Source organism: Allosphingosinicella indica (genome assembly GCF_900177405.1).
GTDB classification, from domain to species: Bacteria; Pseudomonadota; Alphaproteobacteria; order Sphingomonadales; family Sphingomonadaceae; genus Allosphingosinicella; species Allosphingosinicella indica.
The window spans coordinates 1,800,671-1,822,146 of record NZ_LT840185.1 but is presented as its reverse complement, the minus strand read 5'-3'; the positions used below and the strand labels follow the sequence as shown (position 1 = coordinate 1,822,146).

Genomic DNA, 21,476 nt, shown 5'->3' with positions numbered 1-21,476 from the left:
GTCTTTCCCTGTGCTAGCGAAGCTGTTCGATTTCCCGCGAAAGGCGGCTGTTGCTGCTGGTGACGTAGGTCTCGACATCGGCAAGCCGGCGATCGAGCGCCCGGAAGCGGGCATGAACGTCGCGGACCGACCGGCCGGGCGCGGCGCGGACACCCTGCCAGAATTTCTTCTGGTCCGGGCTGTCCTCCTGCAGCTCGCGCGGCTTGGGCGGCGCGATCCAGCCGGTGGCGAGATAGACGAGGATGAGCAGCCCCGAGCCGAGGATGGTGCCGACGACCATGCCGATCCGCACCAGCGTCACGTCGACGCCGGTATAGTCGGCGATGCCGGCGCACACGCCCATCAGCTTGCCATTCTCCTTGTCGAGGTAGAATTTGGTGTGGCGGGCGGTCATTGCACGTTCCTCCGGTCCTGGATGCGGTTCTCGATGCCGATGTCGGCGGGATCGGCGGTGAGCTGCCGCCAGCCGGGGTTCTCGGCGTCCATGATGCGTTCGATGGTGGCGACCCGGTCGTCGAGACGGCGGCCCAGGACATGGAGATCCTCGAGCAGCCGCTCGTCGTCCCCGGTCAGCGTCGCCGCGGTCTTCCAGCGCGTAACGTAGTGGAAGATGATCCACGGCAGCGCGACAAACAGCATCCCGCAGACCACGACGGCGATCAGCACGTCTTCCACGTCACTTCTCCTCGTGCTTGCCGGCCACCCGCGCTTTCAGTGCGGCGAGTTCGGCGTCGACTTTCTCGGAGGAGCGCAGTTCGGCGATCTCCTCTTCGAGCGTCTTGCCCGGCGCGGCGAGGCTCAGTGCCTCGGCATGGCCTTCCGCCATGTCGGCGCGGCGCTCCAGCAGATCGAAGCGCGAGAAAGCGTCCTCGACCTTCGGGCCGGCATACATCTCGCGCATCCGGGCGCGCTGGTGCGCGCTCTCCAGGCGGCTCATGATCGCATTCTGGCGCGCGCGGGCCTCGCGCAGCTTGCCCTGGAGCTTGGCGATGTCGCCTTCCGAGGCGCGCAGCGCATCGTCGAGCACCGCGATCTCGGCATTGAGCTGGTCGGCAAGGTCGGAGGCCTTCTGCTTCTCGACCAGCGCCGCCTTCGCCAGATCCTCGCGGTCCTTCGATAGCGCAAGCTCGGCCTTCTCGGTCCAGTTGCCCGCCAGCGCATCGAGCTTCGCGATCTGGCGGCGCATCTCCTTCTGGTCCGCGATCGTCCGCGCCGCAGATGCGCGCACCTCGACCAGCGTCTCCTCCATCTCCAAAATGATCATCCGGATCATCTTGGCGGGGTCCTCCGCCTTGTCCAAAAGGTCCGTCACATTCGCCGCGATGATGTCGCGCGTGCGGCTGAAAATTCCCATGCTCCAAAACTCCCTGCGAGGCGCCTGATGGGCCGGGCGATGCGGCCGTTGCGGCGGAGCATAGCGGCTCAGCTCGGCGCGCCCAACCACAACGACCTCAGACATCGGCATTCACCAAAGCCGTGGCGGCAACCTGCATCGGCGCGACGCTGCCGGCCTGCGCCGGGCCGACCGCCGCGCCGACGCTGACCGTGGCGAGCAGGAAGGCGGCGACCGCGGAAACGGCGTTGCTCTGGAAGCGGTTGAAGTCGAACATCTCGTATCTCCCTTGCGTTTCGGTGCCGCCCGCGGCGGCTTGCCAGGAGATTTACAAGAGCCGTGCCAATTTCAGATTTGGCGGATTTCCGAGACTTTCTCGACGTGTCATGCGATCGGCGGCCAAGTCCCGCACCAACAATTGGGATGAGATGCCAACTATCGGTTTCGGGCAGTCCGTTCGCCGTCGAGATCGGAGCGGCGGCGGCGCGCGCCGGTGTCGGGCCGCGTCATCTCGAGCAGTCGCGCACCCGCCATGAACACCGCGCCAGTGCAGGCGGCAGCGAGCAGCCAGCCGCCGGTGCCGGGATAATCGTGGAGGAAATGATAGCCCCGCGTGACCGCGCCGACCGCGAGCGCGTAGATCACGGCGAGCGCCTCGAAGCGCGTCTTGATCACGAACAGACGGGCGAATTTCCGCATCGCCGGACATGCAGCAAGAAGCGGGCCACCAACGCAAATCCGCGTTAAGAAAGGTTAATGGGTTACCGGACTGTAAACCATACCGACGATCAGGCGGTCCGCAGCGGCATCAGGATGGCGGCGCGATAGCCGTCGGGCAGCGGCTCGGTCTCCAGCCGAGCGGCGTCGCCATAGGATACCGCGAGACGCTGACGGAGGTTGTCGATGCCGATGCCGCGGCGCGGCGCCCAGTCCGGCTCCTCCTCACGCGGCTCGGGCGTAGCGCCCGAGCGGGAGTGGTTCGCCACGCTGAGACGCAGCGCCTCCCCTTCGCGCTCGGCACAAATCTTGATGGTCGCGCCGCCGCGGGAAACGGACACTCCGTGCTTGATTGCATTCTCGACGAGCGGTTGGAGGATGAAATTGGGCACCGCCGCGGCCAGCAGCTCGTCGGGCACGTCGATGTCCACCGCCAGCCGATCCCCGAAGCGCGCGCTCTCCACCGCCAGATAGGCATCCACGGTAGCAAGCTCTTCCCCGAGCGGAACGTCGGCCATCGGATCGGAATTGAGCGAGGCGCGGAGGAAATCGGCGAGCTGGCCGATCATCTCCTCGGCATCCTGCTTGCGATCGAGCGTGACGAGGCTGGAGATCGAGTTGAGCGCGTTGAACAGGAAGTGCGGATTGAGCTGGAGGCGGAGCGCCGCCGCCTCGGCGCGATGGCTCGCCGCCTCGAACTCCACCGCGCGTTTCTCGCTCGCCCGCGCAGCGCTGCCCACACCCGCCGCCCAGAGCAGGGTGAGCGCGAGGCAGAAGGTCCAGAGATAGAGCAGGATGATGGTGAAGAGTCGCTGGAGCCCGAGGTTGAGCGCCCATTCCTGCCATTCAGGAAAGGCGTGGAGAGCCAGCCAGCGGAGCCAGTAGACGTCGGTCAGCGCATGCACGACGGTGACGACCGCCACCGCGGCGAGGAGCGCCGGCCAGCGCAACAGGCGCGGCAGTGCGCCGAGGTTGCGGCGGAGCCGATCGAGCAGCAGCGTGTAGAGCACGCCCAGCGCGAACAGCGGCACCGACGACACGAGCATGACGCCGGGGGTCGAGGCGCGGCCCTGCAGCGTCGCGAAAATCTCGACGAGCAGATAGCCGAATGCCCAGATGACGAGCGCCGGGCGCAGCGCCTCGCTCATCGGCAGCCTTCGTATCCGCGATTCGCGCACCCGCTCCATCCCTTCCCCCCGAAGCGGTTAGCGCGCCGGGGCGGAAAGGATAAGCGCTTTCACGCGCGGAGCGCGAAGCGCTGCAGCTTGCCGTTGGCGGTCTTGGGAAGGACTTCGACGAAGGTGATCTCGCGCGGATATTTGTACGGCGCGATCATCGCCTTGGTGTGATCCTGGAGCGTTCGGGCCTGATCATCGCCGGCGGCGTGGCCGGGTGCGAGCACCACAAACGCCTTCACCTTCTGGCCACGCTCGGCGCAGGCGACGCCGATCACCGCGCATTCCTGCACCGCGGGATGCGAGAGCAAGGCATTCTCCACTTCGGGCGCCCCGATATTGTAGCCCGACGAGATGATCATATCGTCGGAGCGGGCGACGTAGCGGAAATAGCCATCCTCGGTCTGCTCATAGGTGTCGCCGGTGACATTCCAGCCCGCGATCACGTACTTCGCCTGTCGGTCGTCATCGAAATAGCGACAGCCGGTGGGGCCTTTCACCGCGAGGCGGCCGGTGTTGCCGGCCGGTAGCGGCCGATCGTCCTCACCGAGCACGCAGGCGCGGTAGCCGGGCACGGCCTTGCCGGTAAACCCCGGACGGATGTCCCCGCCGCTCGCCGAGATGAAGATGTGCATCAGCTCGGTCGATCCGATGCCGTCGATGATCTCCAGCCCGGTGGCGCGCTGCCACGCTTCCCACGTCGCCTTGGGAAGATGCTCGCCCGCGGAAACGCAGGTGCGCAGCGACGAGATGTCGCGGCCGCCGAGCTGGCCGATAATTGTCTTGTAGGCGGTCGGCGCGGTGAAGAGGCTCGTGACCTTATGGGTCTCGATCGCGTCGAGCATCGCCGGCGGTGTCGCCTGCTCCAGCGTCGCCGCGCAACCGCGGAAGCGGAACGGAAAGAGCAGGGTCGCGCCGAGACCGAAGGTGAAGGCGATCGGCGCCGAGGTCAGCCAGACATCGCCCGGCCGCGGATCGAGCAGGTGCGCAGCGAAAGCATCGCACGGTGCCAGGATATCGCGGTGGAAATGGACGCAGCCCTTGGGGATACCCGTCGTGCCCGAGGTAAAGGCGATCAGCGCCGGGTCCTCGCCGCCGGTATCGACCGGCGTGAAACCGGGTTCCACGGTTGCGATCCGCGTCTCCAGCTCACCCTTGCCGTGATCGCCATCGTAGCGGAGCAGCGAGCGAACCGTCCCCGCCTCATCCGCGCCCAGCCGGAAATCGCCGATGAACCGGCTGTCGACGATCGCATGACTGATCTCGGCGCGTTTCAGGATGGTCGCGATCTCGCCGGGGCGGAGGATCGGCATGGTGGCGACGACGATGCCGCCGGCCTTCAAGATCCCGAGCCATGCGGCGAACAGCGTCGCGCCGTTGGGGCCGCGCAGGAAGACGCGATTGCCCGGGAGCAGCCCTTCTTCCTCGACGAGCAGCCGCGCGATGCGATCGGACATGTCCTTGAGGTCGGCGTAGGTCCAACGGCCCTGCGCGTTGACCACCGCCGGCCGGTCGCCGTCACCCTCCGCGACCGCGCGGTCGATCAGCTCCACCGCCGCGTTCAGGCGATCGGGATAGCGAAGCTCCGGAAGGTCGAAGAGGAATTCGGGCTGCGCATCAGCGGGCGGCAGGCGATCGGCGACGAAACTGTCGTACATGGCTGGCGGATCATCTCCCGTCTTTTGCCGGGAGGCTAGGCGATGCGCAGCCGTCAGTCGAGCAGATCGCGCAGCCGCGCCACCAGCGCCGCCTCACGGGTGACGCCGGTCTTGTGGAAGATGCTCTTGAGCTGCGCCATTACGGTCGCGCTGGAGACGCGGCGCTCGGCGGCGATCTCGGCGCGCGACTTCCCTTCCGCAACGAGCAGCGCGACGGCAGATTCGGCGGGCGTGAGCTGGAACAGATCGGTGAGCAGCACCGCGCCGCGTCCGCGCGGACGCGGGCGCTTCGCCACCGCGATGACGCGCGGCCGGAAGTTGAACGACCAAGGCTGGCCGGGCAGTGTGATGAGGCTGACCAGCAGGGTTTCCGACCCCGCCGCCCCCGCCCGCAGCATGACGCCCGCGTGGCTATGCCGCTCCTCGCAGGCGAGCGCGCGGGCGATCGCCATGTCGAGCCGCACGCGATCCGAAGGCCAGGCAGCGCAGAGATGCCCGTCAACGACGCGGAGCCCGTCCCCGCCCCGCACCAGCACTTCGCCGTGCGGCGTCATCGCGCTGACCGCGCCGGTGCCGTCGATGACGAAGGCGGCGATGTCCATCGCCTCCAGCGTCCCGGCCACGAGCCGCCCGGCCTGCCGCTCGAGCGCGAACTGGATCCGCACTGCAGCGCCGGCATAGCCTGCCGCTTCGCCGAATGCGGCAAGCGCCTTCTCGTCCGCCGCGCCTTCGCTGCGCGTGCGGAGGACGGCGAGGCCGATCAGCCCATCGTCCTCGACCAACTTGGTCTGGATGCCGAAGGGAATATCGTAGGTGTCGCAATAATCGAGATAGATGTCGGTGCCGAGCTTGGGAATGGCGCGCTGATAGTGGGGATCGTGGGCGACCTCCCCCACCGCCGATTCGAGGCTGGCGGCGACGCGATAGTTCACGTCGGGCGATCCGCCGCCGATGGCGACGAAATCCGCAAGCGCGTCCGTCATCATGTCGGTGACCCAGTTGAACGGGATATGCTGCGGACCGCCGATGCCGATCAATTGGCCTCGCAGCGAGCCCGTCGCATCCGCCATCGCCTGCAGCGCATTCAGCCAGCTATCGGGATCGACCGCAGCGGTCTCAAAGGCGCGTTGCAGCACGGCGTCGGGCGATCGCTGCCCCATCATCCAAGCTCCACGCGACCCACCATGGCAATCCCCCGATTCGCCACTCGACTGTCCAATCGTTAGCATGAAGCACCGCGAAACCCATTATCGGGGGCGGCCTGGCGCAATTCCCTGCACCGCAAGATAATTCCGGACGGGCGCGCGATGCGATTGCGCGGACGCGTCGCGTTGGTATTTTCGTGACCATGTGGCTTCTCGAAAAAGCGCTGCGGCGCGCGATCCGCAAGGGCGAACTGACCGTCATCGATGCGGGTGGGAATACCTACCGCTTCGGCGCGCCGGAAGCGGGCATGAACCCGGTCGTCATCCGCTTCACCGATACGAAGGTGCCGCGCGAGATCGTCCGGGATCCCGCGCTCGGCGCAGCCGAGGCGTGGATGGACGGGCGCCTGCTGATGATCGAGGGCGAGATCCTCGATCTGGTCCAGGTCATCCGGCGCAATGGCCGCTGGGAGGAACGTGGCGCGAAGGGCGGTTTCCGCGCCAAGAGCAAGGGCGTCGCCGCGCGGCTGGACCGGCTCAATTGGCGGCGGCGATCGCAGCGTAACGTCGCGCATCATTACGACATCGGCAACGCGCTCTACCGCCTCTTCCTCGATGAAGACCTTCAATATAGCTGCGCCTATTTCCGCGATCCTTCCGACACGCTTGAGCAGGCGCAGGAGGCGAAGAAGGCGCATATCGCCGCCAAGCTGGCGCTTGAGCAGGGGCAGCGCGTGCTTGACATCGGCTGCGGCTGGGGTGGGATGGCGCTCTATCTGCACAAGCATTTCGATGTCGACGTGCTCGGTATCACTCTGTCGAAGGAGCAGCTCGCGCTGGCCCGCGAACGTGCCGAGGCGGCGGGCGTCGCAGCCCACGTCCGCTTCGAACTCATCGACTATCGCGACATCGAGGGACGGTTCGACCGGATCGTCTCGGTCGGCATGTTCGAGCATGTCGGCCCGCCGCACTATCGCACCTTCTTCCGCAAATGCCGGTCGTTGCTGGCCGAGGACGGCGCGATGCTGCTGCACACGATCGGCCGGATGGGCGGGCCCTCGACCACCGACCGCTTCACCGCCAAATGGATCTTCCCCGGCGGCTACATCCCGGCGCTGTCGGAGGTCGCCGCGGCGAGCGAGAAGGAGCGGCTGATCCTCTCGGACTGCGAGACGCTGCGGCTCCATTATTACCACACCATCCGCCACTGGTACGAACGGACCAAGGCACATGAGGCGGAGATCGTCGCGCTTCACGACGCGCGCTTCTACCGGCTGTGGCTGTTCTATCTCGCCGGCGCGATGACCGCGTTCAGCGAAGGCGCGATGGTCAACTACCAGCTCCAGTATATCCGCAATCGCCACGCGCTGCCGTTCACCCGGGACTATATGGCCGACGCGGAGGCGGCGCTGGCGAATCGTCGCTAATTGCGGCCAGCGCGGCGACGGACGGGTTGCGCCCGTGCGCTTCGGGACGTTAGGGCGGACCCATGTTTCCGCCGTTGCTGATGATGCTTTCGACCGGCACCGAGCCACTCCCGTGGATAGCGCCGCCGCCGCCCTATCCGGTCGAGATCGCGCTTGCGCCGCCGCCGGTGGCGATCGCGGCGCCGCCGCCGACGTTCCTGACGCGTCAGGTCCGCGCGATGATCGATACGGCGCTGAAGAAGAAGGACACGCAGGCGGTCGAGACCATCCTGGCGCTTGCCAAGACGACCAACCCCAATGCGACCCCCGAGCTCGATGCGATCGGCAATGCGTTTCGCGCCGGCGTTGCGGCCGAGAAAGCGGCGGCGGAGCAGGCGCGGCGCGAGGCGCTGCTGGCGGCGAGCCCGCTCGAATATTGGAAGGGCAGCGTCGAGCTCGGCGGATCGCGGTCGACCGGCAACAACGACATCCTCGGCCTTTATGGCGCGGTGAATCTCGAACGCACCGGCCTAGATTGGCGCCACAAGCTCAACGGCCGCGCCGATTTCCAGCGCAACAATGGGGTGACGACCGCCGAGCGCTTCCTCGCATCTTACCAGCCTAACTATCGGCTCGATCCCAGGCTCTATGCCTACGGGCTGGCGCAATATGAGCATGACCCCTTCCTGGGGTTCGACAATCGCTACACGCTCGGTGCAGGCATGGGCTATAGCGTGATCGCCAAGCCCAACATCAAGCTCGACCTCGAAGGCGGCCCGACGCTCCGCCTCACCGATCCGGTGTTGGAGCCGTCGACCACCACCGTCGCCGGCCGCGCCTCGCTCGATTTCGCGTGGAAGGTCTCGCCAACGCTGCAGCTGAAACAGGTCGGCGCGATCTATGTCGAAGGCGGCGACAGCAGCGCGACGTCGACGACCTCGCTGGACGCGGCGCTGATCGGCAACCTTAAGGCGCGCCTATCCTACAACGTGCAATATGAAGCGGGACCGCCGCCCGGCACCAAATCGGTCGATACCGTGAGCCGCGCGACCCTGGTCTACAGCTTCTGACCGCTCAGGCGGCGCGCGGCCTGCCCATATTCTGCATCTGCATCACGCGCGAGAAAGAGGCGCGGTTTCGGCCGGCGTTCTTGGCGGCGTAGAGCGCCTGATCCGCGCAGCGATAGACGAGCTGGAAGGCGCAGACGGTGGTGGTTTCGGCCACACCGATACTGACCGTGAGCCGCCTGCCCGCGCCCAGCACGTCAGTCAGCGACAGGTCCGCCATCGCAGAGCGCGCGCGCTCGGCGAACAGCCGCAGCCCCTGGTCGGAGAGGTTGGTCACGCCGATCGCGAACTCCTCGCCGCCCAGGCGGCCGGCGAAGGACGATGGGCCGACGAGGGCCTCAAGCCGTGCACCGATGCGGCGCAGCACTTCATCCCCTGCGTCATGGCCGAAGGTGTCGTTGATCGACTTGAAATGATCGACGTCGATCAGCAGCAGCGCGAAGCTGCCATCGACTTCGTCCACCCCGGCGAGCGCGGCATCGGCATGGCCGACGAAGCCGCGCCGGTTGAGGAGACCAGTGAGCGAATCGCGCTGGGCCAGATCGCGCAATTCCACCTGCGCGGCCCGCGCGGCGTCTCGCTCGTTGCGAAATCGCGAAAGACGGAAGGTGGTGGCGACCGAGAGCCACAAGGTCTGCAGCGCCGAAGATACCAGCACCACGAGCTGCGACCCGCCGCCAAGGAATTGCCCGTCGAGATTGAAGAGCTCACTCGCGGCGAGCGCCAGCATCGGCACCGCCCAGGCGAGCGCAAAGGCGCGCACCTCCTCGCTGCCGCGCCGCCATGCCACCACGAACAGCATTGCGACGGCGGCAAGAACGGTCAGGACCATCACGCCGAGGATCGGGCCCAGAATCTCGATCGCGATCGGCGGGCCAAAGGCCGTCGGCAGGCCAAGCACCGCGATTGCGAGGGCGAGCGCGATGACGCCCTGCTTGAGCCAGCGTGGCACCTTGCCTTCTTCGGGACAAGTCGCAGCGCAGATCGCGGCAAAGGTGATCGCGAGCGTCGCGAGGCAGGTGCCGATCCGCGCCGCCGATGTGCCGGCGAGCCCGGGAATGACGAGCAAAGCGAGCTGCGACCAGATGAGGCCCCACAACAACATCGTGCCGACCCAAGCGGCGTGCCACACCACGAAGGCGCGGCGCGACGCACCAGCCAGCAATGCATTGTAGATCGCGCTCAGCAGCAGCAGGGTCAGCGCCCCGCCGATCAGCGTCGCGGCGAGCGAAGCCTCGCGCGAGGCGTCGACGGCGGCGCGGATGCGGCTGCGGAAATGCGCGAAGGAGGCCAGCCGATCGACGGCCACCAGGATTTCAACGGGCGCGGCATCGCCATGCGGCGCGGCCATGAAGGCGAGCTGGCCACCGACCCGCCAGCGATCGCCATAATCGCCGGCGCGAACCTCCTGCTCCAGCGCGAAACCGTTGGGATAAAGGAAGCGCACCTCGATCTTGTCGAAGCGGCTTTGATGTACCATCAGCGCGACGGCGCCGCGATCGCGAATGTGCTCGGGCACTGCCGTGCGCAGCCATAGCCGCTGACCCGAATAATCCTCCGGCGTCGCGCCGCAGCGGAAGGCCGACGGCGGCGGCAAGGCCTGTGTGCCCGCTGGCGTGAGCGCATAGCAATAGGTCGGCCGCACGAATTCCGCAGCCGCAGCCGGCGCGGCGAAGAAGCCGAGCAGACAGGCGCAGGCAAAGAGCAACCGAACGATCAACGAAGTCCCCCCGGACCCTTTCGTCCCAGATGGCGGCAATCTAGCCCCCGGGAGGAAACGAAGCCTTAATTTCGCGCCGCGCGCGTTGTTGCAAGCGCCTTTTTCACGGTGCGAAACGCATCACCTTCGCATCTTCGTCGCGCGGCGCGGCACGCCCGTCGTGCAAATCTGTCGTTTGCAATGCCCCTGCATCATCCGCGCGCGCCTGGAAGCGGTACGTGCGACTGTGGGACGGGGGCAAACCGGACCGCTTCCGAAACGGGGCGCGGCTTGCTAAGATCGGGCCGGGTGATTGGGGGATCGAAGGATGGACTGGACGGTCGAGCAACGCGGCTCCGCGCTGGTTGGGCGACCCGTCGGCCGTGTCGATGAAGGCACCTGGGAAGCGTTCGGCGCGCGGCTGACCGAAGCGGTCGGCACCGCAGCTGCGGACGGCCGCAAGCTGATCGTCGATTTCTCGGCACTGGATTACATGTCGTCGCGCGGCCTGCGTGCCATCACCCTGGCCCGGCGCGCGGCGGACGATCAGGGCGTCACCATCGTCCTTGCCGCGCCCAACGACATCATGCGCGAGATTCTGGCGATCAGCCGCTACGATAAAATCTTCACCGTCGCCGATAACGTCGAGGCGGCGCTATGAGACGCCGGCGATGAAGGTCCGCTTCTGGGGAACGCGCGGATCGCTGCCGGTCGCGCAGACCGCGGCCGGCGTGCGCGAAAAAGTCGCGCAGGCGCTTCTCGCCGCATCCGGGCGAAGGTTTAGCGGCATTGAAGATGCCCGGCGGTTCGCATCAGCCGAGCTCGATTTCGCGACCGGCGGCACCTTCGGCGGGGCAACGACCTGCGTCGAGATGGAAAGCGGAGACGGAAGCTTCCTGGTCTGCGACATGGGAAGCGGCTTTCGCGAATTCGGCATCGATGCCGCGCGCCGCATCGCCGCAGGCCACGCCAAGACGTTCCACATCTTTCTGTCCCACCTGCACTGGGACCATATCATGGGCTTCCCCTTCTTCGGCCATGCCTTCGATCCCGAGGCGCGGATCGTAATCCACGCGGGGCACGAGGATGCGGAAGTCGCGATGCGGCGGCAGCAGGAGGAGATTTCCTTCCCCGTCGCGTTCGACTGGCTGAAGGCCAGCATTGAGTTCCATCGGATGGTGCCGGGCGAGGTGTACGACATCGCGGGTTGCCAGGTCGAAACCATTGGCCAGAACCACAGCTACGGCTCGTTCGGCTATCGCTTCACCCGCGACGGCAAGGCCGCCGTGTTCAGCACCGACAGCGAACACAAGATCGACGACATGGAGGCGGAGCGCGCGGTGATCCGCTTCTTCGGCGGCGCCGATCTCGTCATCTGCGACACGATGTATTCGCTCGCCGACAGCGTGACGATGAAGGAGGATTGGGGCCACAGCAGCAACATCGTCGCGGTCGATCTGTGCCACGCGGCGGATGCGAAGCGGCTGGCGCTGTTCCACCACGAGCCGACGTTCAGCGACGCCGACATCCAGCGGATGCACGAAGAGACGATCCGCTACGAAGAACTGACCCGGGGCGACACGCCGCTCGAAGTGCTGTGCGCCTATGACGGGCTCGAAGTCCAACTCTGATCCCCCGCGCGCGGCGCGCATTCGGATCGCCGGGCTGGCGGCGGCGCTGGCGATGGCGGCGCTGCTGGCGCTCATCGGCGGCGAGCGCACCGGGCGGCCGCTGTTCGATCTCTACCAGCGGCTTTCGCCGCGCGACTTGTCAGGCAGCCAGGTCGAAGTGGTGTGGATCGATCCGCCGAGCCTCGCAGCAGTCGGCCCGTGGCCTTGGCCGCGCTATCATGTCGCGCGGCTGATCGAGGAGATCGCAGGCCGCGGCGCGACGGTGATCGGGCTCGACGCGCTCTTCCCCGAGCGCGACCGGATGAGCCCGGACCAGTTCGCGGCGCTCTACCCCGAACTGACGCCCGGCGCGGCAGAGGAAATCCGCGGTCTTCAATCCTTCGATACCGCGCTCGCCGAGGCAATCGGCCGCTATCCGGTGGTGCTCGGCCGCGCCGGGACGATGGAGCCAGCGGCGGGCGACGGGGCGAACCTCCCGGTCGAAGCGCTCTTCACCTCCCGACTGCCCGGCGGCGCGGCCTCTTACCCCCACGCGCTCGCCAACATCCCGGATCTCGACGAGGTGGCGATCGGCCACGGCATCCTCAACGGAGCTCCCGATGCCGACGGCATCGTCCGCCGCATCCCGCTCGCCGCGACCGTCGCCGGACAGCCGACGCCCGGCTTCGCGCTGGAGATAGCGCGGCTCGCAACCGAGAATGAAAGCGTGGCGCCCGATGTATCAGGTGGCGCACTCCGCAGCGTCACCCTGGGCACGCAGAGGATCGCGACCGATCCGGATGGGCGAATGCGGCTTCATTTCGGCCGGTTTCCCGCCAACCACATCGTCTCCGCCGCCGATGTGCTGCGGCAAGGATTTCCTGCCGATGCCTTCGTCGACAAGATCGTCCTCATCGGCCTCGCGGCGGAAGGCACGCAGGATGTTGTCGCGACGCCGATCGCGGCGGAAACCTTCGGCGTGCTGTTGCAGGCGCAGGGGGTCGATACAATCCTGCGCGGCGGCTGGCTGTCGCGCCCGCATTGGGCGCCGATCGCCGAATGGATGACGGCCTTGGCCTTCGTGCTGCTCGTGCTGGCGCTCTCCCCGATGCGCAGGCGGCGCATCCTGGCCATCCCCGCCGCAGCCGCCGTCGCCATCCTCGCCGCGAGCTTCGCCGCCTTCGCAGGGTGGGGCCTGTTGCTCGACCCTGCTCCGCCGTTGCTGGTCGGTGGCGCGGCTGCCGCAGGGATCCTCATTTCCGCTTTCCGCAACGCGCGCAGCGAGCGCGAACGGCTCCGCGATGCGCTGCTCAGCGAGCGCCTCGATGCGGCCGAGGCGGCGGGCGAGTTGCAGGCGGCGCGTGACATCCAGATCGGCATGCTGCCGCCCCGCGCCAAGCTGGCCGCGCTCGATCCGCGGCTGGACGTCGATGCGCTGCTCGAGCCCGCACGGTCGGTCGGCGGCGATTTCTACGATGCGATGCGGCTGGGCAAGGACCAGATCGGCTTCGTCATCGGCGACGTGACCGGCAAGGGGGTGCCGGCATCGCTGTTCATGGCGGTGTCCAAGGCGCTCACCAAAAGCATCCTGCTGCGCGAGGACGGCGATCTGTCGAGCGCCGCCGGCATGATCGATCGCGAGCTGACCCGCGACAACGACGCCGGCATGGGCGTGACCATGATCGTCGGCATCATCGATCTCGCCACCGGCGCTGCCACCTTGTGCAACGCGGGTCACGAGAACCCGCTGCTGATCATGGCCGACGGCGAGGTTGCCGACCTGCCGATGGAAGGCGGACCGCCCTTCTGCGTGGTCGATGGCTATCGCTACCCGGTCGAGCGCATCCGGCTGGCGCCCGGCGAGACGCTGGTGCTGGTCACCGACGGCGTCACCGAGGCGCAGGACGCGGGCGGAACTCTGTTCGGCCACGCCCGTGCCGTCGAGAAGCTGCGCGGCGCCACCGACGCCAGATCAGCCACCGAGGCGTTGATGTCCGCGGTCAGGATTTTCGAGGAAGGCACCGTCCCAAGCGACGATCTCACCGTGCTGGCGATCGGCTATCGCGGGCCTGCCGGCTAGAATCTCACCGCACGATCACTTCGACGCGGCGGTTGTCGGCATTGCGGATGCCGTCGGCGGTTTTGACTAGGAGGTCGCGCTCGCCGCGGCCTACCGCGCTGACGATGTCCGGCGCCATGCCGCGCTCGATCAGGAGCCCGCGGATTTCTTCGGCGCGCTTCTGCGAGAGCGCGTCATTGTCATCGCCGCTGCCGAGCGTGTCGGTATGGCCGGTGACCTGCACGTCGGCGCCCGGCCGCCGCGCGACCTCGGCGAACAGCGCCTGGAGCTCTGGCTCGGAGGCCGGCACCAGCCGGGTCGAGCCCTCGATGAAATTGAGCGTGAAGCTGCGCGGCGGCTCGGGCAGATCGGCGAGCACCTGCCGGTCGCGGTCCGATAGTCGCGCCGGATCGACCGCGCGGGTCGTGGGGCGTGCGCCACCGAGCCGGGTGCGGCTGTTGCCAGCGCCGACGACCGTCTCTTGGGCCCGCCCGCCCGATTCGAGCACCGCGACCTGCCCCTGTCCTCCCCCTTCGTCGGGCAGCAGGAGCAGCGACTGGCTTGCGCAGCCGCCCGCGAGCAGCGCAGCAAGCGCCACCGCCACGCGCATCACTTGACCTCGACGACGAACCGCGTGCCCCGCACGCCCAGCAGCGACGTCGGCGTCCGGACCTTCATCGCGTCGCGCTTCGACTTGGCGATCTGGCCCGAGACGACGGCAAGCGAGCCGCGATCGACCTGGGTGACGAACGAGCCGCGCTGCGCAGTCCGGTCATAGCGGAACTCGTTGACCGCGATCCGGCTGTTGGGGCCGGCGGAAAAGCGCGTGTCGTCGATAAAGGTCATGCTGATCCGGCCGTCGCGGCCGGTGACGAGCACGTCGCCTTCCTCGACCTTCAGCCCAGGTACTGCGGGCAGGCGCGCCTTGCCGCGCTCGACCGCGGCGGTGCCGGCGGCGCGTTTGATGCGGCCGACCTCGGCCAGGGCCGGCTGGACGGCGAGAATCGCGACGGCGGCGAAGGTGACGAAACGTGTGATCATGGCGGGCTCCCCCCAGAACCGATGTCGTGACAATATCGCATGCGATGGCGGACGGCGAATCGAAATCGATCAGCATCGCTTGGAATTTGCCGGCCCCTTCGGCGGTGAGCGCGGCGGTGCGTGCTGCGGAGGTGTTCGCGGGCGCCGCAGGGCTCGGCGCGGGCGACGCCGCGCGGCTCGCGATCATCATCGAGGAGCTGGTCACCAACGTGATGGAACATGGCGGCGTGCGGTCCGACCAGTGCATCGAGCTCAGCCTCGCGACGCTGGGCGACGACATCGCGCTGACGCTGGAGGACCCCGGCGCGCATTTCGATCCACGTGGCGCGCCGGCGCCCGATCCGGCAGCCAGCGACCGCGGCGGCGGCGCGGGCATCGCGATGGTGCAGGCCTGGTCGCGCGTCCTGAGCTATGCCGCCACGGGGGGCGTCAACCGGCTGGAACTCGTCATCCCGAGGCTGGGCAAGTAGCGCAGTCTCGTCATTGCGAGCCGCACAGCGGCGCGGCAATCCACGGGCGTCTGGATTGCTTCGCTTGCGCTCGCAATGACGGACTTTATTCGACGTTTCCCAACACATCACCTAGTGCATCAAGCGCCTGATCGGCCGCAGCCCGAGCACGCGGGGTTCCGGGACAGGTAACCGGGCGGCCCTGCGCCATCACCGCGCTCCAGTCGTTGCCGCCAAGCCAGATCGCGCGATCGCGGCCGATGGGCATCGCGAGACGGGTCAGCTCCAGTAAGCGTGTCTCGGCAGAGCGCAATTCGTCCTTGTCGTCGCAGGCCTTGAGCCGCGCGAGGGCGAGATGCACCTGATAGGCGGCGCGGCGAACGGGATCGGCCGCAGTGTCTTCGGGTGGCCGCTCGCAACCGGCGAGCAGCAGGGCCGCGCCGATCGCGGGCGCGATCAGCCGCGCCAATGGTCTTTGGGATAGAAACGCAATTCGAGCTGTTTCAGCAGCCGTTCGTAGCTGCGGCGCCACGGCTGCTCGATCGCCAGCGTCTCGCAGCGCGGGCGGCCAGTCCTGCCGCCCTCGGCACGGCGCACCGCCTCCGCGCCATAACGCTGGGCGAGCGCCGCGGCGATCCAGTCCCGCCGCGCGCCGAAGTCGCGCTGCCACCGTTCGTCCACGCCGCCGGGATCACGGCCGAGGCACAGCACTTCCTGCTCGCGCGCGAGATCGCCCGCGGTGTCCATCGCGGCGTAGACCGCGAGATCGGGCGCGCGGCTCCAGCCGGTCCGCGGCGACGTCGAGGCACAGCCGGCAAGCGCCAGTGCACCCATCGCCACGATCCATCCGCCGCCACGCATAACCATCTCCGTCAGGCGGCCAGCAGCCGCTCGTGCACGATCTTGCCGCCGCGCGTCAGCGTGATGCCCTTCACGATCTCGTCGTCCTCGGGCAGCACCGGCGCGGCTTTCTCCTTGTCCCAGAAAGCGCTCAGGAAATTGTAGAGGTTCCGCGAGAACAGCGCCGACGCGTCGTAGGCCAGCCGCGACGGCACGTTGCGGTGGCCGACGATCTTGACGCCGTGCCTCTCGACCACCTGCCCCGCGACCGCGCCCTCGACGTTGCCGCCCTGCTCCACCGCCAGATCGACGATGACGCTGCCCGGCCGCATCGAGGCGATCTGCGCGTCCGAGATCAGCCGCGGCGCCGGGCGGCCGGGGATCAGCGCGGTGGTGATGACGATATCCTGCTTGGCGATGTGGCTGGAGACGAGCGCGGCCTGCGCCGCCTTATACTCGTCCGACATCTCGGTGGCGTAGCCGCCCGCGCCCTCGCCCTCGATGCCTTTCACGTCCTGGACGAAGATTGCCTTGGCGCCGAGGCTCTCGATCTGCTCCTTGGTCGCGGAGCGGACGTCGGTGGCGGAGACCTGCGCGCCGAGGCGCCGCGCGGTCGCGATCGCCTGGAGACCGGCCACGCCGACGCCCATCACGAACACGCGCGCGGCGGAGACGGTGCCCGCCGCCGTCATCATCATCGGAAAGGCGCGGCCATATTCGGCGGCGCCGTCGAGCACCGCCTTGTAGCCTGAGAGGTTCGACTGCGAGGAAAGGATATCCATTGACTGCGCGCGGGTTATGCGGGGCATGAACTCCATCGCCAGCGCCGACAGGCCCGCGGAGGCATAGCCGTCAATCCGCTCGCGCTGACGAAAGGGATCGAGCGCGGCGATCACATAAGCGCCGGGCTTGGCCCCGGCGATCGAGGCGGCATCCGGGCCCTGCACCGCGAGGATCGCGTCGGCGTCCTTGAGCGCATCGGCGCGCGGGCCAACGGTGGCGCCCATCGCCGCATAATCGGCGTCGGCGATCGCGGCGGCATCGCCTGCACCCGTCTCGACAGACACGGTGGCGCCCAGCGCGATATATTTCTTGACCGTCTCGGGGGTCGCGGCGACGCGGCGCTCCCCTTCGGACGTTTCCTTCAGGACCGCGATCTTCATCCCCCCAACCCCCTCTGCTACGCGATCAGGACGAACACCACGAACATCGCCACCACGAAGCTGATGATCGTCCCCCATTTCATCAGCACATAGAACAGCTCGTAGCTGCGCTCATGCGCCGGCATGTCCATGCCGTGATCGCCCTCGTTCGCCATCTTTTCCTCTTTGCGGTGTTCCGATGCCGGGCATCCTTATCAAGCCCCGCCCCGCGCCCCAAGCCCGAAAGTGCCGCAAGCTTAAGTCCGCCTTTACCGCCGCTGCGTACATAGCTTCGAGAACACCGACGGAAGGAATGCGATGCGCCCCGACGCCACCCGTTGCCTGCTGCTGATCGACGACGAGCCCGCCCAGCGCCGGCTCGTGACCGCGATTTGCGCCCGCGCCGGCTGGTGGGTGATGGGCGCGCCCGACATCGAGGCGGCGACCCTCCTCCTCCAGTCGGAAGAAGGCCGCGAAATCGAGGCGATTCTTCTCGACCATTTCCTGGAGGGCGAGGAAGGCGACGAAGCGATCCGGAGCCTGCGCGTGCTCCGCCCCGAACTGCCGCTCCTCGTGATGACCGCGCAGACCTCGGTCGCCGTCGCGGTCGATGCGATGCGCGCCGGGGCAAACGATTTCCTGGTGAAGCCGATCGCGCCTGACCGGTTGATCAGCGCGCTCAACATCGCGACCGACCGGCGGCGGACGGGCCGCGAACTGCGCCCGCTTTCCGAAAAGATCTCCAAGCCGCTCGCCTTCGACGAGATCATCGGCTCTGCCCCCAAGTTCCGCGCCGCGCTCGCGGTCGCGGCGAAAGCGGCGCGCGCGCGCGTCTCGGTGCTGGTCGAGGGCGAAAGCGGATCGGGCAAGGAAGTCATCGCGCAAGCGATCCACACGGCATCGCCGCGCGGCCGCAAGCCGATGATCACCGTCAATTGTGGCGCGATCCCCGCCAATCTCGTCGAATCGGTGCTGTTCGGGCACGAGAAAGGCGCCTTCACCGGCGCGTTCGACCGCCATATCGGCCGGTTCGAGGATGCCGACGGATCGACGCTGTTCCTCGACGAGATCGGCGAGCTGCCGCTCGACACCCAGGTCAAGCTGCTCCGCGTGCTCGAAACCGGTGAGGTCCAGCGGCTCGGCAGCCGGATCGTCCACATCGTCGACGTCCGCATCATCGCCGCCACCAACCGCAAGCTGAAGGAAGAGGTCGCCGCGGGCCGTTTCCGCGAGGATCTCTACTACCGGCTCAACGTCGTCCATTGCGACATCCCGCCGCTCCGCGACCGGGCGAGCGACATCCCGATGCTGGCCCGCCACCTGCTCGCGCGGATCGCCGAGCAGCCGGGGATGCGCCACCTCTCGATCACCGACGACGCGCTGGAAGTGCTGCTCAAATACGGCTGGCCGGGGAACGTCCGGCAGCTCCAGAACGCGCTCTTCCGCGCCGCCGTGCTGTGCGAGGGCAATGCGCTCACCTCAGCCGATTTCCCGCAAATCGCGCAGGAATCTCAGTTCAAACGCCGCGCGAGCGATTTCCATTCGGCAGGCCTCGCCGGCGCATCGCAGAATGCCGCGCTCGAGCATGCGCCGGGCATCACCCTTTACAGCGCCGATGGGCATATGCGTCCGCTGGAGGAGATCGAGGCGGACGTCATCCGCCTCGCGATCGGCCATTATCGCGGCCGGATGACCGAAGTCGCGCGACGGCTGGGGATCGGCCGCTCGACGCTCTACCGCAAGCTCGGCGAGCTCGGCATCAGCGACGCCGCCTGACGCTCAGGCGCCCTCGCCGGCCGACGCGTCGACCGGCGGCAGCCGCGTGTTCTGGTCGTGCACCAGCCGCCAGCTTCCGTCCTGCAGCGCAAAGACGAGCAGCAGATAATAGCGTGACGGATCGGGTTGGCCCTCGTTCATCTGCGTAACGTCGAGCAGCGCATAGCCCATGTCGGCGCCTGCCTGTTTGCGGACAAGCCGGTACTGGAAATCGAAGCCGCCGCCGTCCAAGAACTCCTTCAGTGTCTTCATATAAGCGTCGCGGCCCTGGACGAGCGTGCCATCGGGGAAGATGAGGTCCACCTCTTGCCGATCGGTGATGGTCGGCGCGAAGGCGGCGAAATCGTGCTTCTGGATGGCGCGGATGTGGCGGTTTAGCGTGCAATCGAAATCGCACGCCGTCGCCTTTGTTTCCGCCGTCTTGCCCGTCGGCGCGCCGGGATCCTGGTTGCAGGCGGCGAGCAACGCCAGCCCCGTCAATGCGATCGCGATATGCTTCATGGCCGACCTCCGAGCTTGACCGGCGGCGCCGCTTTCGGCGAACGGGCGGAATGAGTGATTCCCCGTCTCCCAAGCGCCGCGGCCTGCTGTTCGTCCTGTCTTCGCCCAGCGGCGCGGGCAAGTCCACCATCGCCCGGATGCTGCTTGCCGCCGACACGCAGATCGCCATGTCGGTGAGCGCGACGACGCGCCCTGCGCGGGAGGGCGAAGTGTCGGGCCGCGACTATCATTTCGTGACGGACGAAGAGTTTGACCGGATGCTGGAGACCGACTCGTTCCTCGAATGGGCGCACGTCTTCGGCCGCCGCTACGGGACGTTGCGCAACGAGGTGGTGCGATCGATCGAGAACGGCTGCGACGTGCTGCTCGACATCGACTGGCAGGGCACGCAGCAGTTGAAGCAGATCGACCCCGACATCGTCCGCGTCTTCCTGTTGCCGCCATCGATGGCCGAGCTCGAACGGCGCCTGACTAGCCGGGGGACCGACAGCGAGGATGTGATCCGTGGGCGCATGGAGCGCGCGGCGGCGGAGATCAGCCACTGGGCCGAATATGATTATGTGCTGGTCAACGACAATGCAGACGCGTGCCTCCGCCGCGTGCATACGATATTGGAGGCGGAGCGGCTCAAGGCGTCGCGGCGGATTGGCCTCACCGATTTCGTGCGAGGGCTGATCGGCTGAACCGAATGCCTCCCGCCGCGTTCAGCGGCTGACAGAGTGGGAGGCTAACATGGGTAAGCAGATCGGCAAGGTCATCTTCGGAGCTGCTGCGGCGGCAATCGTGGTCTTCGTCGTCGGGTTCATCTTCTTTGCAACGCCGCTCAAGGGCCTGCACGTCAAATCGCTTGCCGATCCCAACGCCGCGGCGCTCCAACAGTCGCTTGCGGCGAACCTGCCTGAAACCGGGACCTACCGGATTCCTTCCGACAACACACAGGCCCAGACCGTAATGTACGGCCAGGGGCCGATCGCGACTGTACATTATAATAGCGGCGGCTTCCCAACAGCAGACACCGGCGCGATGATCGGTGGGCTGGTCCTCGATTATGTCGCGATGCTGCTGATCGGTCTGGCGCTAGCCGCAGCCGGCGAGCGGATCGGCGATTTCGGGACGCGAGCGCGGATCGTAATTCTATTTGCACTCGGCGCTTCCGCCTACATGCATCTCGGCGAGCCCATCTGGTATCACCACGACTGGGGCCATTTCACCTATCTGTTCATCGCCGATGCCGCGGCGCTGATCGCGGGCGGGCTGGTGCTGGCGCGCTGGTTCCTGCCGCGCCCGGCGGTCGTTACGCCTTAGGGGCGGTCGACCTTCAGCGCCGGCACATCGCGGGCGGCGTCCCTGGGATCGACGCCCGGTGGCGGCGCGGCAGTGGTCGCTTCCTCGCCGCGCTGCATCCGGCCGGCGCGGCGGATCGCCTCGCGCACGCGGGAATAGGTGCCGCAACGGCAGATGTTGGTCATCGCCCGCTCGATATCCGCGTCGGTCGGCCGCTCGTTCTTCTCGAGCAGCGCGGCAGCGGCCATGATCATGCCGGACTGGCAGAAACCGCATTGCGGCACGCTCTCCGCCACCCACGCCTGCTGGACGGGATGCGAGCGATCGCGTGACAGGCCCTCGATGGTGGTGACGAAGCTGCCCTCCAGCTCCTCGATCGTCACCATGCAGCTCCGCACTGCGCGGCCGTCTACATGCACCGTGCACGCGCCACAATGGCCGGTACCGCAGCCATATTTGGTGCCCGTGAGGTTGGATGCGTCGCGCAGCGCCCAGAGGAGCGGCGTCTTTGCATCCATGCGATAGTGGACCGGCTGGCCGTTCACGGTAAAGCGCGACATGCACCTATCTAGCG

The 21,476-nt window shown here is 67.4% G+C and carries 26 protein-coding genes; 9 read left to right on the top strand and 17 right to left on the bottom strand.

Annotation, left to right across the window (positions count from 1 at the left end; genetic code table 11):
• Positions 1-13: 13 nt before the first annotated feature.
• The 8 genes from pspC to B9N75_RS08980 form a co-directional block, all read right to left on the bottom strand.
• Entirely contained in the window at positions 14-394 is a 381-nt protein-coding gene (pspC, locus tag B9N75_RS09010) for an envelope stress response membrane protein PspC (RefSeq protein ID WP_085218491.1), read from the bottom strand.
• A complete protein-coding gene (gene pspB / locus B9N75_RS09005; protein ID WP_085218490.1) occupies positions 391-675 on the bottom strand; it encodes an envelope stress response membrane protein PspB in 285 nt (94 codons plus the stop codon). The genes pspC and pspB overlap by 4 nt, the downstream gene beginning before the upstream one ends.
• A gap of 1 nt (position 676) precedes the next feature.
• Positions 677-1,354, bottom strand: a complete 678-nt coding sequence (pspA, locus tag B9N75_RS09000; protein WP_085218489.1) for a phage shock protein PspA — start codon at positions 1,352-1,354, stop codon at positions 677-679.
• 97 nt (positions 1,355-1,451) lie between these two features.
• Positions 1,452-1,610 (bottom strand): hypothetical protein, encoded by a 159-nt coding sequence (locus B9N75_RS14005; RefSeq protein WP_157123762.1) that lies wholly within the window; start codon positions 1,608-1,610, stop codon positions 1,452-1,454.
• Between the two features lie 158 nt (positions 1,611-1,768).
• Entirely contained in the window at positions 1,769-2,032 is a 264-nt protein-coding gene (locus tag B9N75_RS08995) for a hypothetical protein (RefSeq protein WP_085218488.1), read from the bottom strand.
• Between the two features lie 89 nt (positions 2,033-2,121).
• A complete protein-coding gene (locus B9N75_RS08990) occupies positions 2,122-3,198 on the bottom strand; it encodes a sensor histidine kinase (protein ID WP_172840859.1) in 1,077 nt (358 codons plus the stop codon).
• An 89-nt stretch (positions 3,199-3,287) separates the two neighbouring features.
• Complete coding sequence (locus B9N75_RS08985) at positions 3,288-4,883, bottom strand: AMP-binding protein (protein ID WP_085218486.1); 1,596 nt, start codon at positions 4,881-4,883, stop codon at positions 3,288-3,290.
• Positions 4,884-4,936: 53 nt separating this feature from the next.
• Entirely contained in the window at positions 4,937-6,046 is a 1,110-nt protein-coding gene (locus tag B9N75_RS08980; RefSeq protein WP_172840858.1) for a helix-turn-helix transcriptional regulator, read from the bottom strand.
• Between the two features lie 185 nt (positions 6,047-6,231).
• On the opposite strand from B9N75_RS08980, the gene B9N75_RS08975 reads away from it, so the two are divergent.
• Positions 6,232-7,455 (top strand): SAM-dependent methyltransferase, encoded by a 1,224-nt coding sequence (locus B9N75_RS08975; protein ID WP_085218484.1) that lies wholly within the window; start codon positions 6,232-6,234, stop codon positions 7,453-7,455.
• Between the two features lie 62 nt (positions 7,456-7,517).
• Positions 7,518-8,504 (top strand): DUF481 domain-containing protein, encoded by a 987-nt coding sequence (locus B9N75_RS08970; RefSeq protein WP_085218483.1) that lies wholly within the window; start codon positions 7,518-7,520, stop codon positions 8,502-8,504.
• A 4-nt stretch (positions 8,505-8,508) separates the two neighbouring features.
• Here the strand turns inward: B9N75_RS08970 and B9N75_RS08965 are convergent, their stop codons facing one another.
• Entirely contained in the window at positions 8,509-10,221 is a 1,713-nt protein-coding gene (locus B9N75_RS08965; protein ID WP_157123761.1) for a sensor domain-containing diguanylate cyclase, read from the bottom strand.
• Positions 10,222-10,528: 307 nt separating this feature from the next.
• On the opposite strand from B9N75_RS08965, the gene B9N75_RS08960 reads away from it, so the two are divergent.
• The 3 genes from B9N75_RS08960 to B9N75_RS08950 are packed head-to-tail and all read left to right on the top strand — an operon-like array spanning position 10,529 to position 13,890.
• The gene (locus B9N75_RS08960) at positions 10,529-10,861 is read left to right on the top strand and encodes an STAS domain-containing protein (protein WP_085218481.1); all 333 of its coding nucleotides are present in this window, start codon (positions 10,529-10,531) and stop codon (positions 10,859-10,861) included.
• Between the two features lie 10 nt (positions 10,862-10,871).
• Positions 10,872-11,831 carry an MBL fold metallo-hydrolase gene (locus B9N75_RS08955; protein ID WP_085218480.1) on the top strand — a complete coding sequence of 320 codons (960 nt, stop codon included), beginning with the start codon at positions 10,872-10,874 and terminating at the stop codon, positions 11,829-11,831.
• Entirely contained in the window at positions 11,806-13,890 is a 2,085-nt protein-coding gene (locus B9N75_RS08950) for a CHASE2 domain-containing protein (protein ID WP_085218479.1), read from the top strand. Before B9N75_RS08955 ends, B9N75_RS08950 begins: the two co-directional genes overlap by 26 nt.
• A gap of 4 nt (positions 13,891-13,894) precedes the next feature.
• Here the strand turns inward: B9N75_RS08950 and B9N75_RS08945 are convergent, their stop codons facing one another.
• Positions 13,895-14,479 carry an OmpA family protein gene (locus tag B9N75_RS08945; RefSeq protein WP_244552307.1) on the bottom strand — a complete coding sequence of 195 codons (585 nt, stop codon included), beginning with the start codon at positions 14,477-14,479 and terminating at the stop codon, positions 13,895-13,897.
• Positions 14,479-14,910, bottom strand: a complete 432-nt coding sequence (locus tag B9N75_RS08940) for a FecR family protein (protein ID WP_085218477.1) — start codon at positions 14,908-14,910, stop codon at positions 14,479-14,481. Before B9N75_RS08940 ends, B9N75_RS08945 begins: the two co-directional genes overlap by 1 nt.
• Positions 14,911-14,954: 44 nt before the next feature.
• Here B9N75_RS08940 and B9N75_RS08935 point away from each other — a divergent pair, with 44 nt between their 5' ends.
• Positions 14,955-15,380 carry an ATP-binding protein gene (locus B9N75_RS08935; RefSeq protein WP_085218476.1) on the top strand — a complete coding sequence of 142 codons (426 nt, stop codon included), beginning with the start codon at positions 14,955-14,957 and terminating at the stop codon, positions 15,378-15,380.
• A gap of 85 nt (positions 15,381-15,465) precedes the next feature.
• On the opposite strand, the gene B9N75_RS08930 is transcribed toward B9N75_RS08935, so the two are convergent.
• Genes B9N75_RS08930 through B9N75_RS08915 form a run of 4 tightly spaced genes read right to left on the bottom strand, consistent with a single transcriptional unit; the run spans position 15,466 to position 17,517 of the window.
• Complete coding sequence (locus tag B9N75_RS08930; protein WP_085218475.1) at positions 15,466-15,828, bottom strand: hypothetical protein; 363 nt, start codon at positions 15,826-15,828, stop codon at positions 15,466-15,468.
• On the bottom strand, positions 15,816-16,220 hold the full coding sequence (locus B9N75_RS08925) for a hypothetical protein (RefSeq protein ID WP_157123760.1): 405 nt from the start codon (positions 16,218-16,220) through the stop codon (positions 15,816-15,818). Before B9N75_RS08925 ends, B9N75_RS08930 begins: the two co-directional genes overlap by 13 nt.
• Positions 16,221-16,231: 11 nt before the next feature.
• Positions 16,232-17,362, bottom strand: a complete 1,131-nt coding sequence (locus B9N75_RS08920; protein WP_085218473.1) for a Re/Si-specific NAD(P)(+) transhydrogenase subunit alpha — start codon at positions 17,360-17,362, stop codon at positions 16,232-16,234.
• 17 nt (positions 17,363-17,379) lie between these two features.
• Entirely contained in the window at positions 17,380-17,517 is a 138-nt protein-coding gene (locus B9N75_RS08915; protein ID WP_082068401.1) for an aa3-type cytochrome c oxidase subunit IV, read from the bottom strand.
• Between the two features lie 142 nt (positions 17,518-17,659).
• On the opposite strand from B9N75_RS08915, the gene B9N75_RS08910 reads away from it, so the two are divergent.
• Positions 17,660-19,117, top strand: a complete 1,458-nt coding sequence (locus tag B9N75_RS08910; protein ID WP_085218472.1) for a sigma-54-dependent transcriptional regulator — start codon at positions 17,660-17,662, stop codon at positions 19,115-19,117.
• A gap of 3 nt (positions 19,118-19,120) precedes the next feature.
• On the opposite strand, the gene B9N75_RS08905 is transcribed toward B9N75_RS08910, so the two are convergent.
• Positions 19,121-19,618 carry a YybH family protein gene (locus B9N75_RS08905; protein WP_085218471.1) on the bottom strand — a complete coding sequence of 166 codons (498 nt, stop codon included), beginning with the start codon at positions 19,616-19,618 and terminating at the stop codon, positions 19,121-19,123.
• Between the two features lie 50 nt (positions 19,619-19,668).
• Between B9N75_RS08905 and gmk the strand changes: the two genes are divergently transcribed.
• Complete coding sequence (gene gmk / locus B9N75_RS08900) at positions 19,669-20,301, top strand: guanylate kinase (RefSeq protein ID WP_085218470.1); 633 nt, start codon at positions 19,669-19,671, stop codon at positions 20,299-20,301.
• 49 nt (positions 20,302-20,350) lie between these two features.
• On the top strand, positions 20,351-20,923 hold the full coding sequence (locus B9N75_RS08895; RefSeq protein WP_085218469.1) for a hypothetical protein: 573 nt from the start codon (positions 20,351-20,353) through the stop codon (positions 20,921-20,923).
• Here B9N75_RS08895 and B9N75_RS08890 read toward each other — a convergent pair.
• A complete protein-coding gene (locus B9N75_RS08890; protein WP_085218468.1) occupies positions 20,920-21,462 on the bottom strand; it encodes a (2Fe-2S)-binding protein in 543 nt (180 codons plus the stop codon). The two genes, B9N75_RS08895 and B9N75_RS08890, sit on opposite strands and share 4 nt — an antisense overlap.
• Positions 21,463-21,476 lie beyond the last annotated feature (14 nt).

Excerpts from the sequence above, each read along its gene's own strand:
- pspC (WP_085218491.1), bottom strand. The coding sequence starts at position 394 with ATGACCGCCCGCCACACCAAATTCTACCTCGACAAGGAGAATGGCAAG.
- pspA (WP_085218489.1), bottom strand. The coding sequence starts at position 1,354 with ATGGGAATTTTCAGCCGCACGCGCGACATCATCGCGGCGAATGTGACG.
- B9N75_RS14005 (WP_157123762.1), bottom strand. The coding sequence starts at position 1,610 with ATGTTCGACTTCAACCGCTTCCAGAGCAACGCCGTTTCCGCGGTCGCC.
- B9N75_RS08995 (WP_085218488.1), bottom strand. The coding sequence starts at position 2,032 with ATGCGGAAATTCGCCCGTCTGTTCGTGATCAAGACGCGCTTCGAGGCG.
- B9N75_RS08990 (WP_172840859.1), bottom strand. The coding sequence starts at position 3,198 with ATGAGCGAGGCGCTGCGCCCGGCGCTCGTCATCTGGGCATTCGGCTAT.
- B9N75_RS08985 (WP_085218486.1), bottom strand. The coding sequence starts at position 4,883 with ATGTACGACAGTTTCGTCGCCGATCGCCTGCCGCCCGCTGATGCGCAG.
- B9N75_RS08980 (WP_172840858.1), bottom strand. The coding sequence starts at position 6,046 with ATGATGGGGCAGCGATCGCCCGACGCCGTGCTGCAACGCGCCTTTGAG.
- B9N75_RS08975 (WP_085218484.1), top strand. The coding sequence starts at position 6,232 with ATGTGGCTTCTCGAAAAAGCGCTGCGGCGCGCGATCCGCAAGGGCGAA.
- B9N75_RS08970 (WP_085218483.1), top strand. The coding sequence starts at position 7,518 with ATGTTTCCGCCGTTGCTGATGATGCTTTCGACCGGCACCGAGCCACTC.
- B9N75_RS08960 (WP_085218481.1), top strand. The coding sequence starts at position 10,529 with ATGGACTGGACGGTCGAGCAACGCGGCTCCGCGCTGGTTGGGCGACCC.
- B9N75_RS08955 (WP_085218480.1), top strand. The coding sequence starts at position 10,872 with ATGAAGGTCCGCTTCTGGGGAACGCGCGGATCGCTGCCGGTCGCGCAG.
- B9N75_RS08950 (WP_085218479.1), top strand. The coding sequence starts at position 11,806 with ATGACGGGCTCGAAGTCCAACTCTGATCCCCCGCGCGCGGCGCGCATT.
- B9N75_RS08945 (WP_244552307.1), bottom strand. The coding sequence starts at position 14,479 with ATGCGCGTGGCGGTGGCGCTTGCTGCGCTGCTCGCGGGCGGCTGCGCA.
- B9N75_RS08940 (WP_085218477.1), bottom strand. The coding sequence starts at position 14,910 with ATGATCACACGTTTCGTCACCTTCGCCGCCGTCGCGATTCTCGCCGTC.
- B9N75_RS08935 (WP_085218476.1), top strand. The coding sequence starts at position 14,955 with ATGGCGGACGGCGAATCGAAATCGATCAGCATCGCTTGGAATTTGCCG.
- B9N75_RS08925 (WP_157123760.1), bottom strand. The coding sequence starts at position 16,220 with ATGCGTGGCGGCGGATGGATCGTGGCGATGGGTGCACTGGCGCTTGCC.
- B9N75_RS08920 (WP_085218473.1), bottom strand. The coding sequence starts at position 17,362 with ATGAAGATCGCGGTCCTGAAGGAAACGTCCGAAGGGGAGCGCCGCGTC.
- B9N75_RS08915 (WP_082068401.1), bottom strand. The coding sequence starts at position 17,517 with ATGGCGAACGAGGGCGATCACGGCATGGACATGCCGGCGCATGAGCGC.
- B9N75_RS08910 (WP_085218472.1), top strand. The coding sequence starts at position 17,660 with ATGCGCCCCGACGCCACCCGTTGCCTGCTGCTGATCGACGACGAGCCC.
- B9N75_RS08905 (WP_085218471.1), bottom strand. The coding sequence starts at position 19,618 with ATGAAGCATATCGCGATCGCATTGACGGGGCTGGCGTTGCTCGCCGCC.
- gmk (WP_085218470.1), top strand. The coding sequence starts at position 19,669 with ATGAGTGATTCCCCGTCTCCCAAGCGCCGCGGCCTGCTGTTCGTCCTG.
- B9N75_RS08895 (WP_085218469.1), top strand. The coding sequence starts at position 20,351 with ATGGGTAAGCAGATCGGCAAGGTCATCTTCGGAGCTGCTGCGGCGGCA.
- B9N75_RS08890 (WP_085218468.1), bottom strand. The coding sequence starts at position 21,462 with ATGTCGCGCTTTACCGTGAACGGCCAGCCGGTCCACTATCGCATGGAT.